General features: G+C 62.8%; 17 protein-coding genes. 6 read left to right on the forward strand and 11 right to left on the reverse strand.

Annotated features, from left to right (window positions below):
• Window positions 1–96: 96 nt before the first annotated feature.
• Both X744_RS167560 and X744_RS167555 read right to left on the reverse strand, forming a co-directional pair.
• A complete protein-coding gene (locus tag X744_RS167560) occupies window positions 97–495 on the reverse strand; it encodes a glyoxalase/bleomycin resistance/extradiol dioxygenase family protein (RefSeq protein WP_023756977.1) in 399 nt (132 codons plus the stop codon).
• Between the two features lie 19 nt (window positions 496–514).
• Entirely contained in the window at window positions 515–937 is a 423-nt protein-coding gene (locus X744_RS167555; protein WP_023756978.1) for a hypothetical protein, read from the reverse strand.
• A 195-nt stretch (window positions 938–1,132) separates the two neighbouring features.
• Here X744_RS167555 and X744_RS167550 point away from each other — a divergent pair, with 195 nt between their 5' ends.
• Both X744_RS167550 and X744_RS167545 read left to right on the forward strand, forming a co-directional pair.
• Entirely contained in the window at window positions 1,133–1,702 is a 570-nt protein-coding gene (locus tag X744_RS167550; RefSeq protein WP_245266379.1) for a TetR/AcrR family transcriptional regulator, read from the forward strand.
• A 4-nt stretch (window positions 1,703–1,706) separates the two neighbouring features.
• Complete coding sequence (locus X744_RS167545; protein WP_023756980.1) at window positions 1,707–2,324, forward strand: MOSC domain-containing protein; 618 nt, start codon at window positions 1,707–1,709, stop codon at window positions 2,322–2,324.
• A gap of 47 nt (window positions 2,325–2,371) precedes the next feature.
• On the opposite strand, the gene X744_RS167540 is transcribed toward X744_RS167545, so the two are convergent.
• The 4 genes from X744_RS167540 to tsaA all read right to left on the reverse strand — a co-directional run bounded on the left by X744_RS167540 (window position 2,372) and on the right by tsaA (window position 5,318).
• Window positions 2,372–3,211 carry an SDR family oxidoreductase gene (locus X744_RS167540; protein ID WP_023756981.1) on the reverse strand — a complete coding sequence of 280 codons (840 nt, stop codon included), beginning with the start codon at window positions 3,209–3,211 and terminating at the stop codon, window positions 2,372–2,374.
• Between the two features lie 129 nt (window positions 3,212–3,340).
• Window positions 3,341–4,294 (reverse strand): D-amino acid aminotransferase, encoded by a 954-nt coding sequence (locus tag X744_RS167535; protein ID WP_023756982.1) that lies wholly within the window; start codon window positions 4,292–4,294, stop codon window positions 3,341–3,343.
• 173 nt (window positions 4,295–4,467) lie between these two features.
• A complete protein-coding gene (locus tag X744_RS167530; protein WP_023756983.1) occupies window positions 4,468–4,782 on the reverse strand; it encodes a DUF2293 domain-containing protein in 315 nt (104 codons plus the stop codon).
• The gene (gene tsaA / locus X744_RS167525) at window positions 4,779–5,318 is read right to left on the reverse strand and encodes a tRNA (N6-threonylcarbamoyladenosine(37)-N6)-methyltransferase TrmO (protein ID WP_023756984.1); all 540 of its coding nucleotides are present in this window, start codon (window positions 5,316–5,318) and stop codon (window positions 4,779–4,781) included. Before tsaA ends, X744_RS167530 begins: the two co-directional genes overlap by 4 nt.
• A 176-nt stretch (window positions 5,319–5,494) precedes the next feature.
• Here tsaA and X744_RS167520 point away from each other — a divergent pair, with 176 nt between their 5' ends.
• Both X744_RS167520 and metF read left to right on the forward strand, forming a co-directional pair.
• Window positions 5,495–6,502, forward strand: coding sequence for a metalloregulator ArsR/SmtB family transcription factor (locus X744_RS167520; RefSeq protein WP_023756985.1), 1,008 nt, complete (start codon window positions 5,495–5,497; stop codon window positions 6,500–6,502).
• Window positions 6,502–7,419 carry a methylenetetrahydrofolate reductase [NAD(P)H] gene (gene metF, locus X744_RS167515; protein WP_023756986.1) on the forward strand — a complete coding sequence of 306 codons (918 nt, stop codon included), beginning with the start codon at window positions 6,502–6,504 and terminating at the stop codon, window positions 7,417–7,419. The genes X744_RS167520 and metF overlap by 1 nt, the downstream gene beginning before the upstream one ends.
• 439 nt (window positions 7,420–7,858) lie before the next feature.
• On the opposite strand, the gene X744_RS167510 is transcribed toward metF, so the two are convergent.
• A complete protein-coding gene (locus tag X744_RS167510) occupies window positions 7,859–8,776 on the reverse strand; it encodes a DMT family transporter (RefSeq protein ID WP_023756987.1) in 918 nt (305 codons plus the stop codon).
• A gap of 210 nt (window positions 8,777–8,986) precedes the next feature.
• On the opposite strand from X744_RS167510, the gene X744_RS167505 reads away from it, so the two are divergent.
• A complete protein-coding gene (locus X744_RS167505) occupies window positions 8,987–10,207 on the forward strand; it encodes an alanine racemase (RefSeq protein WP_023756988.1) in 1,221 nt (406 codons plus the stop codon).
• Between the two features lie 102 nt (window positions 10,208–10,309).
• Here the strand turns inward: X744_RS167505 and X744_RS167500 are convergent, their stop codons facing one another.
• Complete coding sequence (locus X744_RS167500; protein WP_023756989.1) at window positions 10,310–11,488, reverse strand: lytic murein transglycosylase; 1,179 nt, start codon at window positions 11,486–11,488, stop codon at window positions 10,310–10,312.
• Between the two features lie 298 nt (window positions 11,489–11,786).
• Entirely contained in the window at window positions 11,787–12,587 is an 801-nt protein-coding gene (locus tag X744_RS167495; protein WP_023756990.1) for a GH25 family lysozyme, read from the reverse strand.
• A gap of 231 nt (window positions 12,588–12,818) precedes the next feature.
• On the opposite strand from X744_RS167495, the gene X744_RS167490 reads away from it, so the two are divergent.
• Window positions 12,819–14,198 carry a serine hydrolase gene (locus tag X744_RS167490; protein ID WP_023756991.1) on the forward strand — a complete coding sequence of 460 codons (1,380 nt, stop codon included), beginning with the start codon at window positions 12,819–12,821 and terminating at the stop codon, window positions 14,196–14,198.
• Here X744_RS167490 and X744_RS167485 read toward each other — a convergent pair.
• Together X744_RS167485 and X744_RS167480 are read right to left on the reverse strand one after the other, a co-directional pair.
• Window positions 14,195–14,881 carry a class I SAM-dependent methyltransferase gene (locus tag X744_RS167485; protein WP_023756992.1) on the reverse strand — a complete coding sequence of 229 codons (687 nt, stop codon included), beginning with the start codon at window positions 14,879–14,881 and terminating at the stop codon, window positions 14,195–14,197. The two genes, X744_RS167490 and X744_RS167485, sit on opposite strands and share 4 nt — an antisense overlap.
• Window positions 14,878–16,125, reverse strand: coding sequence for a DUF3419 family protein (locus X744_RS167480; RefSeq protein ID WP_023756993.1), 1,248 nt, complete (start codon window positions 16,123–16,125; stop codon window positions 14,878–14,880). Before X744_RS167480 ends, X744_RS167485 begins: the two co-directional genes overlap by 4 nt.
• Window positions 16,126–16,148: the final 23 nt, after the last annotated feature.

Here is a 16,148-nt window from a genome sequence, read left to right on the forward strand (position 1 = left end):
TCGGAGGCATCATGTAGCCGGCACAGCGCGGCGGCAATGCGGCGCTGTGTGGGAGTGGTTCGATTCAGGTAAGAAGATCGTGACCCGCAGCGGACCTCATTCATTGGGACAGTTAAACATCCACTGCACGCCGAAGGCGTCGACCAGCATGCCGAACCTGGTTCCCCAAACTTGCCTCGCCAGAGGGACGGTGATCCGGCCAGCCTCACCCATGCGGTTGAAAAGCCCGCGCATCGCGGTCAGGTCGTCGAATTCCAGCATCAAGGCGGAGCCTTTCATTGGCTCCGCATCGTCATTGTCCGAAGCGTGGAACAGGACGCCTGGGCCTTCGAACCGCGCGTGCAGCACCTTTCCACGCATGGCTTCGGTTCGCACCGGCATATCGTTGTCGCCCCAGCGCAGCAGGATCGTCCCCCGGCCAAGGCCGCACTGCTCGTAGAAGGTCAGTGCCGGTTCGCAATTGGTGGTGAAGAACAGGGAAGGGGAGAGCCGCATGGGTTTGCTTTTTGCCGGATCAGTGCGCGGCGGCGGTGGCGGCAGTGATAAGCGCCTCGCCCGTATATTGCCTGTCACCGATCCCCCAGCCGCCGTCGGGTGCGTTGACGATGTTGATCCAGGTGTCTTCGGGCCGGTGGTTTGGCTCGCAAAGCTCGGCGACGATCCCGGCGGCTGCGGTGATGAAGCTATTTCGAGCTTCGATCGAACCGAGGCCGATGTTGGGCAGCTTCAGCTCGACCATCACGACCGGGCAATTGACGCCGCCGGCGTAGATGCGATGAAGCGGCAGGACATGGACCGTGCCGCCGACGATCGCGGTGAAGAACGGATTGCCGGTGGCGCCCGAGGCTTCGATGAGGGCGGTGCTGAGACGCGGCAGGATCTCGCGTTCTCCCGCAGGGGTCAGTACGCCTTCCGGCGCGGTCACGGTGATTGGCATTTGGCTCTCTCCTGTTCGCTGGTTTGCATAGCTTCCGGCGGATATTCGTCCGGCTTGCGATGTTTCGTATCAATTGTTACGTTACAAGAAGAAGGCGAGTCAACAGGTTTCGTATCGATCGATATGGAAGATTTGGAAAAGCCCCGTGGCGGACGGCCGCGCGCATTCGACCCCGACCGGGCGCTGGATGCGGCGATGCATCTATTCTGGGAGCATGGCTATGAGGCGACGTCGCTGGCCATGCTGCGCGAGGCGATGGGCCTGACGCCGCCGCAGATCTACAACGCCTTCACCGACAAGGAGACCTTGTTCCGCAAGGCACTGACGCGCTACCACGAAACCGAGATTGGGTTTGCGCTGGAAGCGCTGAGCGCGCCGGTATCGACGCGGGAAGCGATCCGGCGGTTGCTGGTCGGCGCGGCGGAGGCGTATTCCAGGCCCGGCAAGCCTGCTGGCTGTCTGTTCGTCAGCGGCGCGTTGGCAGCCTCGCCGCAGGCGCAAGCCATCGCCGATGAACTCAAGATCTATCGCAAGGCAAGTGAAGCGGCGATTGCAGCCCGGCTGGCCAAGGGCAGGGTAGTGGGCGACCTCCCGGAAAACCTCTCGGTCGAGGGCTTCGCCAAATACCTTGCCGGTGTGATGAATGGCATGTCGATCCAGGCTCGGGACGGCGCTTCGGTCGAAGAGTTGCGCGGTTTGGCCCAAACCGCTCTTGCGGCCTTGCCAGCCGAAGGGCAAAACCAAGCGGCATCATCCAAGGAATGAAGCCATGCTGGATCTCTTCCCCCAAGCTGAAAAGCCGGTTGAAATCGTCCCCGCGCGAAAGCTTGTCGCCAAGGCGGCAGCACTTTACGCGGCACCATCGGATCATTTCCAGACGCGCCCGGCGGACGAATTGCGGCTGGGTTTCGACGGCATAGCGGGCGATTTCCATGCCGGGTCGACGCGGCGTTCGGGCGGGCGCGAGCCCTGGTATCCGCGCGGCACCGAAATGCGCAACGAACGGCAGATATCGATCGTGGCATTGGATGAACTCGCCATCGTCGCGGAACGGATGAGCCTGGCCGAGATCAAGCCGGAGTGGATCGGCGCCAACCTGGTGATCGAAGGAGTGCCAAACCTCTCAATGCTGCCGCCCGGCACGCTGCTGTTCTTCAAGGGCGGCGTGACCATCAAGGTCGACGCGCAGAACGGCCCTTGCCGAATCGCCGGCCGTTCGATCGCCGAACATGCAGAGATGGCCGATATCGAGGCCGGTGCGCTGTTGTTCCCGAAGGCGGCAAAGCGGCTGCGTGGCGTCGTCGCCTGGGTCGAGAAGCCGGGAACGATCCGGGCCGGCGAAGAGATATCGGTACGCGTACCGGAACAATGGATCTATCAAGCCTGAGAGTAGGCTACGCCGCCCATGGAGCGGCGTAGCAAAAGCGCTGGGCTTCAGCCCTTGCGGTTCTTCTTCTCGCCTTGCGCCATGATGGAAACGTGGTCCCATGTTTCCATCATGGCGATGCGGTTTGCATATTCCTGTTTGATCATCGGCAAGCCGCCGTCGCCGAAGAATACCCTGAGCGGCGGCTCGGCGGCGTCGACAATGGCCAGCATGGCCGGCCCGGTGGCCTCGGGATCGCCGGCGACCGAATTGGCGCGGCGTTCTGCCATCTTGGCGCGGGCGGGCGCATAGGCCTCGATCGGTTGGGAGACCTTTGCCGACGGGCCGGCCCAATCGGTGGAGAAACCACCGGGTTCGACCAGCGTGACATGGATGCCGAATTCCGCGACCTCGATGCTCAGCGACTGGCTGAGCGCCTCCAGCGCCCACTTCGAGGCGTGGTAGAGGCCGAGCGAGGCAAAGGCGTTGACGCCGCCGATCGACGAGATCTGGATGATGTGGCCGGAGCGCTGCGCCCGCATGATCGGCAGGGCGGCCTGGGTGACCCAGAGCGCGCCGAACACATTGGTTTCGATCTGGTCGCGGGCTTCCTGTTCGCTGACTTCCTCGATGGCGCCGAAATGGCCGTAGCCGGCATTGTTGATGACGACGTCGAGCCGGCCAAAGCGCTTGTGCGCCTCGGCGACAGCGGCATCGACGGCTTTCTTGTCGGTGACGTCGAGCTTCATCGCGGCAATGTTTTCGCCGTACTTCTCGACGAGATCGGCGAGCGTGCCGGCATCGCGGGCGGTCGCGGCAACGCGGTCGCCACGCGCTAGCGCTGCCTCGGCCCACACGCGGCCAAAGCCCTTCGACGATCCGGTGATGAACCAAACCTTGTTTGTCATAGTGTGGAGTCCTTGCCCCTGCGGGCGTGATTTCGGTGGAAACGGAGGCTGCTCCGCTTTGAGGCATATACGGTCTATCGCCTGATTTTCCAGAGGCCGAGGCGAATCTTTTTACAGGACGCCGGTCGATCAGGGATAATTCACAGGGCTCGACCATGCCGGGTCGTCGTGCTTCTCCCAGTAAAGTCCCATCAGCCGGCTGGTGACCGCGCCGACCGTGCCGTCAGCGATCCGGACGCCGTCGACCTCCGTCACCGGCATGATGCCGCCGGCGGTGGAGGTGATGAAAACCTCGTCGGCGTCACGTAATGCGGCAACGCTGACATTGGTGGCGGCGGCCGCAAGACCTTGTTCGATGCAAAGATCGAAGACGGTGCGCCTTGTGATGCCGGGCAGCACGCCAATGGAAGGCGTCGACAGTTTGCCATCCTTGACGCAGAAGACGTTGAAGCCCGGGCCTTCGGCGACATTGCCGTTGAAGTCGAGAATCAACGCGGTCTCGGCGCCGCGGTCGTAGGCATCGTAGAGGCCGCGCACCAGATCGAGCCAGTGGTAGTTCTTGATCGTCGGGTCGATCGAAGCCGGCGGAATGCGCACCTTGTCGCTGATGGCGACGCGTAGGCCGCGCTGCAACTGCTCTGCATTGGCAACCGAACCGAATGGCACGGCGAACGCCATGAACCGGTTGATCGCCTGGCGCGGGTCGCGGCTGAAGGTCGGCGAGGCGCCGCGCGTGCACAGCATCTCGACATAGGCGGCGCGATGGCCGGACAGCGCCACACAATTGTGCAGGATTTCGGTCACGCCTTCGCGGAAGAAGGGGATCGTCATGCGCAGCTTGTCCAGCCCGCCGAAGAAGCGGTCCAGATGCAGGTCGAGCCGGAAGAAACGACCTTTCCAGACATGCGCGGTGTCATAAGTGGCGTCGGAATGCAGAAAGCCCCAGTCCAGCACCGAGATCTTGGCTTGCGACATCGGCAGGTATTGGCCGTCAAGGAAAGCGACGCCCTCGGGGTAAGAATGTGGGTCGAGATGGCGGTCGCCGACGATGGGCAGTTGCATCTCGTTCATCGTCTCCCTCATTGGGACCTCCTGACGCAAGGCGAGGCCAGCAGGCTAGCGATGCTAGGCAGAAGGCATAGAGCCAACCGCTCGGCGCTGTTCGGCCTCCATGATTGTCTGAACGATACATTGGATTGGAATTGCACTACCATTCCGGTTCTGCCGTCGCCCTGCTCGCGCGGAAATGACTGCGTTCAATCCTCCTCGTCATCGGCGTCGAGCAGGCGGGTCGCGCGCCAGCGGGTGAGCACGACGTTGGTCTGCTCGATGACGAAGAAACGCGCCGAGTCGCGATCGTAACCTTCGGCCAGCAGTTTCTCGTAATCGGTGTGCATGTGGCGGATATGGGCAATCGTCGCCAGCCATACGGCGATGCCCGGCGGCAAGGTTTTCATGTGGACCGCACCGGCGTCGGTGCGGATCTTCTCCATATCGGCATAGGGCGCCAGCGGCAGCAGTGCCGTCAGCGCCTTGGCGATGGCGCGGCGGCGGCCGGTCGGCGCCGTCATGGCCGGATCCGATCGGGCTCGTCGCGCCCTTCAATGGTTGCCTCGGCAAAAGCGTCGGTCGAGGCGAAATAGGGTTTCAGGTCGATGACCGGCGTACCGTCGAGCACGTCGATGGCGTCGAGATCGATGCGGCCGGTGTCTTGGTCGAGCCCCACCAGCCTGGCCACATGCAGCCCGATTGGGTTAGGGCGGGCCGGGGAGCGCAGCGAAAATACGCCTTTCGCTTCAGCCGCATGGCGCGGTTTCTGCACGATCAGGTCTCGCGGCGCATGATGCAGCCAGGACAGGATGATGACGTGGCTGGCGCGCTCCAGCCCTTGCAGGCCCTCGCGATAGGGCGCGTCGATGGTCAGCACCGCGGGCTGTCCGGTCTCGCCCGCGGCACGCATGTTCTTCGGGCAGGTTTCCCTCGTCGCCCATGGCGAAGCGATGCGGCCGATGAAGACGATACCGCCATCCGGTGGCATAGATGCCGGATCGTTTTCCAGCCTACGCTCGCCTTCGCGTTCCTCGAACATCTCACGCGATCCGGTCATTCCGCTCATCTTTTTGTTGGTGCATGTCGTTATCTCAAAACGGCGACATACTTTTAGGCGACATGCATCGAGAATCACGCATGCGGCATTTTCTTGTCCGGCAGCGACATAGCGCTTGCAAGGTTTTGAAAATCGACATAAACATATGTTTATATCTTTTCAAAGAGAATACGCTGATGCATGTCTCGCTCGACACCATGGTGGATACGTTGAAGGCGGCGGCCGAATCCAGCCGCTTGCGCATACTGGCACTGTTGTCGCGCGGCGACCTCACTGTTTCCGATCTTACCGAAATTCTCGGCCAGTCGCAGCCGCGCGTTTCGCGGCACCTGAAGCTCCTGCTGGAGGCCGGGCTGATCGGCCGCTATCAGGAAGGGTCATGGGCCTTCTTCCGCCTGTCGGACGCGGATTCCGCACGTGACTTCGTCATGGGGCTGGTTTCCGGCATTCGCGATGCCGATCCGCAGGTTGAACGCGACCTCGAACGGCTGGCCTCGGTCAAGCGCAAGCGGCAGGACCGGGCGGTCCAGTACTTTTCCGTGAATGCGGCGAGCTGGGACCATATCCGTTCGCTGCACGTGCCGGATCGCGCCGTCGAAGCCGCCATGCTGAAGCTGGTCGGCAAGCGGCCGTTCCAGTCCATGCTCGATCTCGGCACCGGCACCGGGCGGCTGCTCGAAATCTTCTCGCCACTCTACCGGCGCGGCGTCGGCATCGACATGTCGCGCGAAATGCTGACCGTGGCACGGGCCAATCTCGACAAGGCCGGCGTTTCAAACGCGCAGGTGCGGCAGGGTGACATCTTCGCGCCGCCGGTCGAGCGCGATGCGTTCGATCTCGTCACCATTCACCAGGTGCTGCATTATCTCGACGATCCCGCGCGCGCCATTCATGAGGCGGCGCGGCTTTTGCGCCCGGCCGGGCGCCTGGTCATCGTCGACTTCGCGCCGCATACGCTGGAATTCCTGCGCGACGAGCATGCCCATGTGCGGCTCGGCTTTTCCGACCGGCAGATCATCGATTGGTTTGCGGAAGCCGGGCTCGATCTGGAAGATGCCCAGGAGTTCGAGCCGCGCGGCGGTAACGAGGCCAGGCTCACCGTGAAACTCTGGCTTGGCCGCGACCGGCGGCTGCTGATCGCCGATCCTTCCAACGACAGCAAGCAGATAAGGGAAACCGCCTGATGAACCAGTTCCGCTTTTCCCGCCGCCCCGACATCGGCGACAAGGTCAGGGTTTCCTTCGAATTCTTTCCGCCGAAGACCGACGACATGGAGGCCAGGCTTTGGGACACAGTCACAAGGCTGGAGCCGCTGAAGCCGAAATTCGTCTCGGTGACCTACGGCGCCGGCGGCTCGACACGTGAGCGCACCGCCCGCACCGTAAAGCGCATCCTGACGGAAACCGATATTCCTGCCGCGGCGCATCTGACCTGCGTCGGTGCAACGCGCGACGAGGTCGACGCGGTCATCCAGGACTACAAGTCGATCGGCATCAACCGGTTCGTGGCGCTGCGCGGTGACCCGGCCTCCGGCGTCGGCGAACCCTATCGCCCGCATCCCGGTGGCTACGAGAATGGCGCGGAGCTGGTCGCCGGGCTGAAGTCGATCGCGGATTTCGACATCTCCGTCGCGGCTTACCCGGAGAAGCATCCGCAAAGCCCCGATTTCGCCACCGACATCGAGATGCTGAAACGCAAGGTCGACAATGGCGCGACGCGGGCGATCACCCAGTTCTTCTTCGATAATGATCTCTACGAGCGCTATGTCGAGCGCGTCCGCCGCGCCGGCATCTACATCCCCATTGTGCCGGGCATCCAGCCGGTTCACAGTTTCAAGCAGGTCGCGAACTTTTCCGCGAGGGCGGGCGCGCATGTGCCCGGCTGGCTGGCGGAACGGTTCGAGGGCCTCGACCGGGACCCGCAGACGCATGCGCTGGTGGCATCGGCGGTGGCGGCCGAACAGGTCATGGATCTGGTCGAGCGCGGCGTCGGCGATTTCCACTTCTATACGATGAACCGGGCCGATCTGGTCTTTGCCATCTGCCATATGATCGGCATCCGCTCGCATGAGGCGACGGCCGCCGGATCAGCCGCTGCCTGAGCCAGGCTCAACAACAAAAGGCCGGGAAAAACCCGGCCTTTTGAATTGGTTGGACTATTTGGGTGCTGGTCTTCCCCGCTTTGGCGGTCAGGGAAGGAAACCCATAATGAGGGCTCCGATAAAGGCGAACGCAGCACAGATCATCAATGCGTTGATAGGCCTCGTAAGTCCCATGACATAGCCTCCTCTTAAAGAGCTACGTCCAGGAGTCTAGGTTCATTTGTGCCACAGGCAAGCGGAAAATATGCTGCATTGCGACGTGATTGTGAGATTCGCGACCCGTCTTTTGCCGTTAGGCGTTGAAACTCCTAGGCAAAAACTGGCTTCAGACCTGTGAATAAATTATGGCGGTGATGTGTCTCTGTCGTGTCATGGCAGCGCTACCCCCGCGAAAGTCGAATTGACTTTCGCGCTACGGCGCGTCCAGTTGGACGCACGGCTAACGTCTTCCGAACAGTCGCCCGTCGATGGTGACGAGGCCAAGGGCGATCAGCACCACGCCGCCGACTTCGAACAATTCGAGCCGCTCGCCGAGGAACAGGAAGCCGAGCAGCATGGCGCTGGCCGGCACGATGAGCGTGACCAGCGACGCGTTGGTGGCGCCGGCGGAGGCAACAAGGTTGAAATAGAGGATGTAGGCGAAGGCGGTGGACAAGAGCGCCAGCGCCAGCACCGCGGCCCACACCGGCGGTGAGGCCGAGAACAGGCCTGCTGGACCATAGGTGAAGAGCACGATCGGAATCATGATGATGGTCGAGGCGGTCAATTGCCCGGTGGCGATGACCGGCGAGGGCACGCCCTTGAAGCGGCGGGCGACCATCAGGGCAATGCCATAGGACAGCGAAGCGCCGATCAGCGCGAATTTGGCCCAGACCGGGCCGCCGAGCCCGGCAAGCAGCCCGGGGCCGATCATCACAGCTGTGCCGGCGATGCCGAGCGCAATGCCGGCGAGCTTGTTCCAGGAAAGCTTTTCGTCTGATGTCAACGCATTGGCCAGGATCAATGTCCAGAACGGCGTCGTCGCGTTGAGCACCGAGGCAACGCCGGCGCCAAGCTCCGTCTGGCCGGCGAAGATCAGCGAGAAGGGGACGACGTTGTTGGTGAGTGCCAGCAGGAAGAACAGGCCGGCATGCGGAAGCGCGAGTCGGAAGGAGGGGCCACGCAGGCCGAGATAGGTATGCAGCGCGACCGCCGCGATGGCGACACGAAACAGCACCAGCACCAGTGGATGGAGTTCCGCCACCGCGATGCGGGCAAAGAAGAACGAGCCGCCCCAGATTGCACCGAGCAGCAGGAGCTGGCCCCAATCCTTGAGCACCATCGGCCCGCGTGATGCAGTCGCCCCGGCTATCGCCATGTGATCGTTCTCCCCCCAGACGGCCTGAATGCCAGTCGGTCAGGCGAAACGCATATCGGATCCGGCCACAAGGGCCACCCGAAACCTGATTGATGGCAAGCCTTCACGCCAAGACCTAGCTCCGCTGCGACAGCGCCGCGAGACACAGAATTGTTTTCATTAGCCGCTAGCTTGGATTAATTGTGCGCAGGCTAGGTCAAGGATTCGTCGATGCAGCGATTCGAAAATGCCCGCGAGGCGGCACTGGCGCTTCGTCCGGACGACCCGGTCTATTGCTTCCGCCCGCAAGTGCTGATCGCCGATGCCAAACAGTTCATGGGCATGTTCCCCGGCAAGACCGCTTATGCGGTCAAGACCAATGGCGAGCAGATCGTGCTGAAGACCCTGGTCGAGGCCGGCGTGAAGGCTTTCGATGTGGCTTCGCCAGGCGAGTTCGCCGCCGTGCGCGCGGTCTCTGCCGATGCCGAGATGCTCTACATGCACCCGGTCAAGGCGCAGTCGGACATCAAGCTGGCGCTGGAGAAGTACGGCATTCGCGTCATTTCGCTCGACCATGAGGACGAGATCACCAAACTGACCCGCGTGGTGCGGGCGCTCGACGTCGATCCGAGCTCGATCAGTGTTTTCGTGCGGGTGCAGACCAAAGGGCATGCCGCCTACGAACTGTCGAAGAAGTTCGGGGCCGGGCCGGCCTATGCCATCGAACTCGCCGAGCGGCTGAACCGTACCGGCTACAAGGTCGGCCTGTGTTTCCATGTCGGCAGCCAGATCGAGGATCCCGACACCTATGAGCGGGCGCTTGCGTCGGCCGACTGGGTGCGCAACCGGCTGACCTTCGATATTGCCGGGCTCGATGTCGGCGGCGGTTTTCCCGCCGAATACGGCCATGATCCCAACCGCAAGCAGATCGAGATGCCGTCGCTCGGCCAGATCATGTCGCGGCTGTCCGGCGACCTGAAGGAATACCAGTTCGACCAGATGCCGCTGGTGGCCGAGCCCGGCCGCGTGATCGTGGCGCGCTGCCTGTCGCTGATCGTGCGGGTGCTGCTGCGCAAGGGCAAGCGGCTCTACATCAATGACGGCATCTGGGCATCGCTGTCGGATTCATGGACCGGCAAGATCACCCTGCCGGCGCGTTTCATTCCCGATCCGGCGATCCGTTCGCGCAATGGCGAGGAAAAGAGCATCGTGCCTTTCAAGGTCTGCGGTGCGACCTGCGATTCCGTCGACATCCTGTCGCGGCCGTTCTGGCTCCCGGAAACCGTCGACACCGGCGACTGGATCGAGATCGGCCACATCGGCGCCTATTCGCTGTCGCTAAGGACCCGCTTCAACGGCTTTTATCCCGACACCTTCGTCGAGGTCACGACGCCCTTCGACGAGGGCGACGTGCCACAAGGGTTTGCGAGCTTGGAGACGATGGCGGGATAGCGAATAGGGAATAGCCAGTAGCGAATAGGGAAGATTTGCTGAGACAGCAGCAAGGAAGGACTACCTTCTATTCGCTATTCGCTATTCGCTATTCGCTATTCGCTAAAGCTTTGCCAATAGCTCCGGCGTCGGCCAGCCATCCACCGGCAAACCTAGCCGCATTTGTTCCTTGCGGATCGCCTCGCGGGTGTTGGTCCCGAGGATGCCGTCGACTGTGCCGACGTCGTAGCCCCTTGCTTCGAGCTTTGTCTGCAAAGCCTTCATTTGCTCGCTCTCGAGACCGGTCTCGGGATTGCGTGGGTCGAACTGTTTTGCTCCCGCCAACCGGGCGGCGAGATTGGCCGCGGTCAGAGCGTAGGTGAAGGACTGGTTCCACTCGAGATAGACGTCGAAATTGTCATAGGCGAGGAAGGCGGGGCCTTTGCGGCCCATAGGCAGCGCCAAGCCGGCCTTGAGGCCGTTGTCGATCAGCGGCGTGCCGTCGGGGTTGGTGATGCCCCATTGTGCCCATTGCGATAGGGGCAGCTTGTTGGTGCGACCGGTCTGGTCCCACGGCATGTCTTCGGGCACGCGGACTTCCTGGATCCAGGGCTCGTCGCGTTTCCAGCCACGCGACAGTACCTTGTTGGCGGTGGTCATGATCACGTCCGGCACACTGCCGCGCAGGTCGACCTTGCCATCGCCATCGCCATCGACGCCGCGCACCAGATAATCGGACGGCAGGATCTGCGTCTGGCCGATCTCGCCGGCCCATGCACCCTTGACGTCGGCCGGCACCACGCCGCGATCGATCAATTGCAGAAGCGGCATCAACTGAGGCCGGAACAGTTGCGGGCGGCGGCAATCATGGGAAAGCGTCACCAGGGCGCTCAACGTGTGGAATTCGCCCTGTACGGCGCCGAAATCGGTTTCCAGCGCCCAGAACGCGGCGATGATCGGCGCCTGGACGCCGAACTGCCGATCGGCGCGGGCGAAGACATCGGCGTATTTCGTCAGGTTCGCCGCACCTTGCTTCAGCCGGTAGGCCGAGATCATGCGGTCGGAGAATTCGATGAAGGTCTGGGTGAAGACGCCTTGGGCGCGGTCACGTGCGAGGACCTTCTCATCGATGGCTGCGGCCTCCAGCGCGTCGAGACCGACTGGGCCGACGCCAGCCGCCTTGGCTTCCGCTGCCACGCCCTGCTTCCAGGCTTCGAAGTCGCCGCCGCATTCCTGCGCCATCGCCGGCACGGCCAAGGCGCACAGGAACAGCGCCGCGAGGGCTTGAGAACGCAGTCGCATCGGTTTCCTCTCGAAACGAACCGGGGCATTTGTCGCGCTTCGCCGGGAAGCCCAACGCCCTGAATTGCCTGCGGTTGCACTCTTTACCGCTGCCTGTGTCGAAAAGCAGGCGACAGCACCGATGTCAACGGTTGTTCTGCCGCAGCCCTTGTTCCCAAGGCTTCGCCGCTGTTGCCCCGGTGTCAACGGTTGTTCTGCCGCAGCGCTTATTCCCGAGGCTTCGCCGCCGTTGTCACGATGCCAACGGGTGTTCTGCCGCAGCGCTTATTCCCGAGGCTTCGCCGCCGTTGTCACGATGTCAGCGGGTGTTCTGCCGCAGCCACTTGTTCCAGGCGGCTTCGCTGCCGTTGAAGACGTTGATGTCGGACTTGCCGGTCATGCCCGGAACGATGCCGGTTCCGGTGTATTGCCAGAAGGTGAAAGGGTGGCTGCCATACTTCTCGCGCGGATGGCCGGCGACGGAGCGCAGCCAGTAGGGATACCCGCCGAAGCTCGCCAGTTCGTTGTCGTCGAAGAAGTCGACCGAGGTGTAGATGATCGGCTTCTTGCCGTAGTGCCGTTCGACAATTTCGAGGAAGGTGGTCATCTCCGCGCGCACGGTGACCGCGTCGGGACGCAGCCTGCAGGTCGGCGATTGCGGGTTCCATTCCATGTCGAGGACCGGTGGCATTGCCGAGCGATCGACAGGGACGTTGCGGATGAACCAGCGCGCCTGCACGGCAGCCGGGGTGCAGAAATAGTAAAAATGATACGCCGCGCGCGGAATCCCGTTGGCCTTGGTGCGCGCCCAATGCTCGTTGAAATAGTCGTCGAAACGGTCGCCGCCCTCGGTCGCCTTGATGAAGGCGAAGGAGATGCCGCTGGCCCTGGCCGCTGGCCAGTCGACCGAGGTCTGGTATTTGGAGACATCGGTGCCGTGGACAGCGTAGCTCCACGGCGCGCCGCTTTCCCATTCATGCGGCTTGGAATCGGCAAAGCGCGGCGCGCGCACGGCGACCGCCTGGCTGTTCGACACGGACGGCGACAGCGGCGAGAGGTCGTCAACGGTCGAACAGGCGCCAAGCAGTGTCAGCACGAAAAGGACCGCAAGACGGCGCATCGCAACTCCCGAGCCGGATTCAGCCGGTCGCTGATGGGTTTTGTTGTGGGTGGCCCCCTCGACTGGCCTCTCCGAGCGATCGCCCCACAGCATCGCTCCAACCTATCCTTTGATCGCCGATCATGGTTGATAATCCGTTGACGACGCTCGACAAGCCCCATGATTTGCGAAAGCAATGGCGGCAAATCGATGACACCAGCGTCCGGCGAGACCTGGGAGGAAAGAAAACAAATGCGGATCGTCGTCAAGATCGTCAAATGGCTACTTGGCCTGATCGTGCTGGCAATCGCCGCGCTTTTTGCCTGGCTTTATATCGCGCCGCCGGAATTGATCCGCGTCGGCTCGGGCTACTCGGCCAAGATCGTCTGTTCGAACGTCTTTATCGCCGGACGCAATGCCAATGAGGTGCTGGCCGTCGACGTGCAGGCGCCTGGGCATCCGTTGCTCCGGTTGATGCGGATCTCGGTGGACAAGAACAGGGGAACGGTCTCCGCGGGCTTGTTTGGTTTCCTCGGCAAGAGCGTCGCCGTCGCCCGTGACGGGCTGGGTTGCGCTTCGGTCCCCGACGGCGATGTCGGCAAGGTGCGGCGGACGGCAATTCATGCGGCGTCCCCGGAGGTCAGCCAGAATGCGCTGTGGCCGGAAGGTGAGCGGATCGAGGCATCACCGGACCCGCTGATTGCCAAGTTGCTGGACGATGCGGCACTGACCGGTCCTGGGTTGCGCGCGGTGGTGGTGGTCAAGAACGGTCGTGTCGTCGCCGAGCGCTATGGTGCAGGTTTTTCGGCAAAGACGCCGTTGCTCGGCTGGTCGATGACCAAGACGGTGAATGCCGCCATCGTCGGCACGTTGTTCAAGGACGGCAAGATGACCTTCACCGACAAGGGACTGTTCGGGCCGTGGAAGGCGGACGGCCGCAATGCCATCAGCCTTGCCGACATGATGGCGATGTCAAGCGGGCTGGAGTTCAATGAGGATTATGGCGACGTCGCCGACGTCACGCGCATGCTCTATCTGGAGCCCGACATGGCGGGCTTTGCCGAATCAAAGCCGCTGGCGGCCGAGGTCGGCAAGATATTTTCCTATTCGAGCGGCACGGCGGTGATGCTGTCGCGCCTTTGGCAGGACGCGATCGGCGACAAGGCCAAGGCGCTGACGTGGCCGCGCACGGCGCTGTTCGAACCGCTCGGCATGCACAGCGCGGTGCTGGAGACGGACGAGCAGGGCACCTTCGTCGGCTCGTCCTATCTCTACGCAACCGCGCATGACTGGGCGCGCTTCGGTCAGTTCCTGCTGCAAAGCGGGGTGTGGAACGGCAACCAAATCCTGCCGGCCGGCTTCGTCGACTGGATGCGGGAGCCGGCAGCCGCATCGAAAGTCTACGGCAAGGGCCAGCTGTGGATCGAGGCTCCGGGCGATGAGGAAAACCCGGGCGCGGGCGTCGCCGCAGGCCTGCCAAAGGACACCTACTGGATGGAGGGCCATGACGGGCAGACGGTCGCCATCATCCCCTCTGAGCAGTTGGTGGTGGTGCGGCTGGGCCTGACCCCGGCCAAACTCGGCTACCGACCGCAGACGATGGTGGGCGCGCTGGTGAAGGCGCTGCATTAGCCCTTTGGCTGCCCGATCACGGCCAGCCAGGCATAGCCGCGATAAAGCGTGCGAAAGCGGAAGCTTGCGCCGGTTCGCCGAGATTCCGATTCCAGAACCTCGCGCAGCGATTCACGCGGCGCGACATGGAACTTTCTGAGCCAGCCGCGCAGCAGCGCGCGAAACCAGCGCGGCAGACCTTCCTGCTGGCCGAAATCGACGACGTGCAGCGAACCGTTCGGTGACAGTGCGGCAAGCGCTGTCGGCACCGTTTTTTCCCAATCGGGGATCATCGACAGCGAGTAGGACACGAAGATTCGATCGAAGCGTTCGACACCGAAGAGTGCCTCGGCATCGAAATCCGTGGCGTCGCCCCTTGCCAGCACGACGCGGCCGGACAGACCCTCGCGCGTCATCGCGGCGCCGGCCGTCTCCAGCATTTCGGCTGAGATGTCGAGGCCGAAGAAGCGCGCTTCCGGGTATCTGCGAGCGGCGAGGATAATGTTGCGGCCGGTGCCGCAGCCGAGCTCAAGCACGTTGCCGCCGGCGGGCACATCAAGCTCCGCTATCAGCCGGTCGCGGCCGAGCAGGTAATATTTGCGGGTCAGGTCGTAGATGTGGCGCTGCCAGCGGTAGACGCCGTCCATCAATTCGGCATGGTTTGCCTTGAATTCTGGGCTGGCCGGCAGTTCGGTCGTGCTCACGCTGCACGCTTCACATAGAGGTGGAAGCCGCCATAGATGGCGGAGCGGTCGCGAGTCGAGAATTCGAGCGATGCTTCATCCTGATAGGCCCACTGGTCGAGCAGCGAACTGGAGACCCGGCCGGGCAGCAGGCTGGGCTCGGCGGCGGTGCGGAAGATGACGCGGGCGCCGGCCGATGCGGTGCGGGTGATTTCCGCCCACAGCGCGTTGAGCTGTTCATCGGTCATCCAATCCTGTGCATCGAGCAGGACGAAGCGGTCGACCGCGCCGGCATCCTTGCCGGTGAGGAATTCGATCAGATTGGCATGGTGGATGGTGACGCGGTCGACATTGCCGCGGATGGTCTCGTAGTTCTGCCTTTCCAAATAGGCGGGCAGGGCGGCCTCGCCGGGGTTTGGATAGCGCCGGGCGAAGGCCTGCCAGGCGAAGTAGTTGTTCTGCAGCGGAAAATCGCAAGCGAGCTTTTCCAGCCGGGCCTTCAGCACGCTGGCCATGGTGCCGTCGCCCGAGGTGATCAGCGAATCGTACTGCGCCGGCGGAATGCCGAGGCCGAACAGCGAGGCCTTGCGTGACGTCGCCCATTTCAAAAGCTTCTTGTCGAAGACCGGCGCCAACTCCTCTTGGAAGAAGCGACGCTGCTCGCCTGGGTTGCAAGCCTGCATGATGCCGGCGGGGTCGACGCCGAAGAACTTTGCCGTGCGATGGCCCATGGCGATGAACAGGCCAAGCAGGCCGGTCCGGTAAAAATTGCGATCGAAGACGGCGATGCGCCTGATGCCGCGCCAGTTGCGGCGCTCCCAGTAGTGACGGCTGACCGGGTCGAGATAGGGCGCGATGAAACGGTCGTAGGCTTCCGAATTGTGGCTGGTGTCGGCGGCGCCGAAGAAGCGGAACAGGTCGCCTTGCGAAGGCAGGTGGCGCACCGCCTCCAGCTTCATGCGGTTCAGCGCGACGTGGGCGGCATTGAGGTCTACGGCGTCGACCCGTGCCGGCGAGCGGGTAAGGTAGGCCAGAATGTTGCAGCCGCCCGAGGCGATGGTGACGACGCGGTGACCCCGGCCAAGCTGCATCGCCTCCATGTCGACGTCGGGGTCTTCCCAAATCTGCGGATAGACGAGGCCGGAAAACAGGAAGGCGAACAGCCGCTCCGAAATGCCTGCCTTCGACAGGGGGCGGTTCTGGTAGACGGCCTTTCCCACTTCCTTGCCGCGGCGAAAGACCAGATCTGCGGAGACGTCCGTCATGGCAAGATGATTTCCCCATTTGC

This window comes from Mesorhizobium sp. LNHC252B00, assembly GCF_000502955.1.
In the GTDB taxonomy this organism is placed as follows: domain Bacteria; phylum Pseudomonadota; class Alphaproteobacteria; order Rhizobiales; family Rhizobiaceae; genus Mesorhizobium.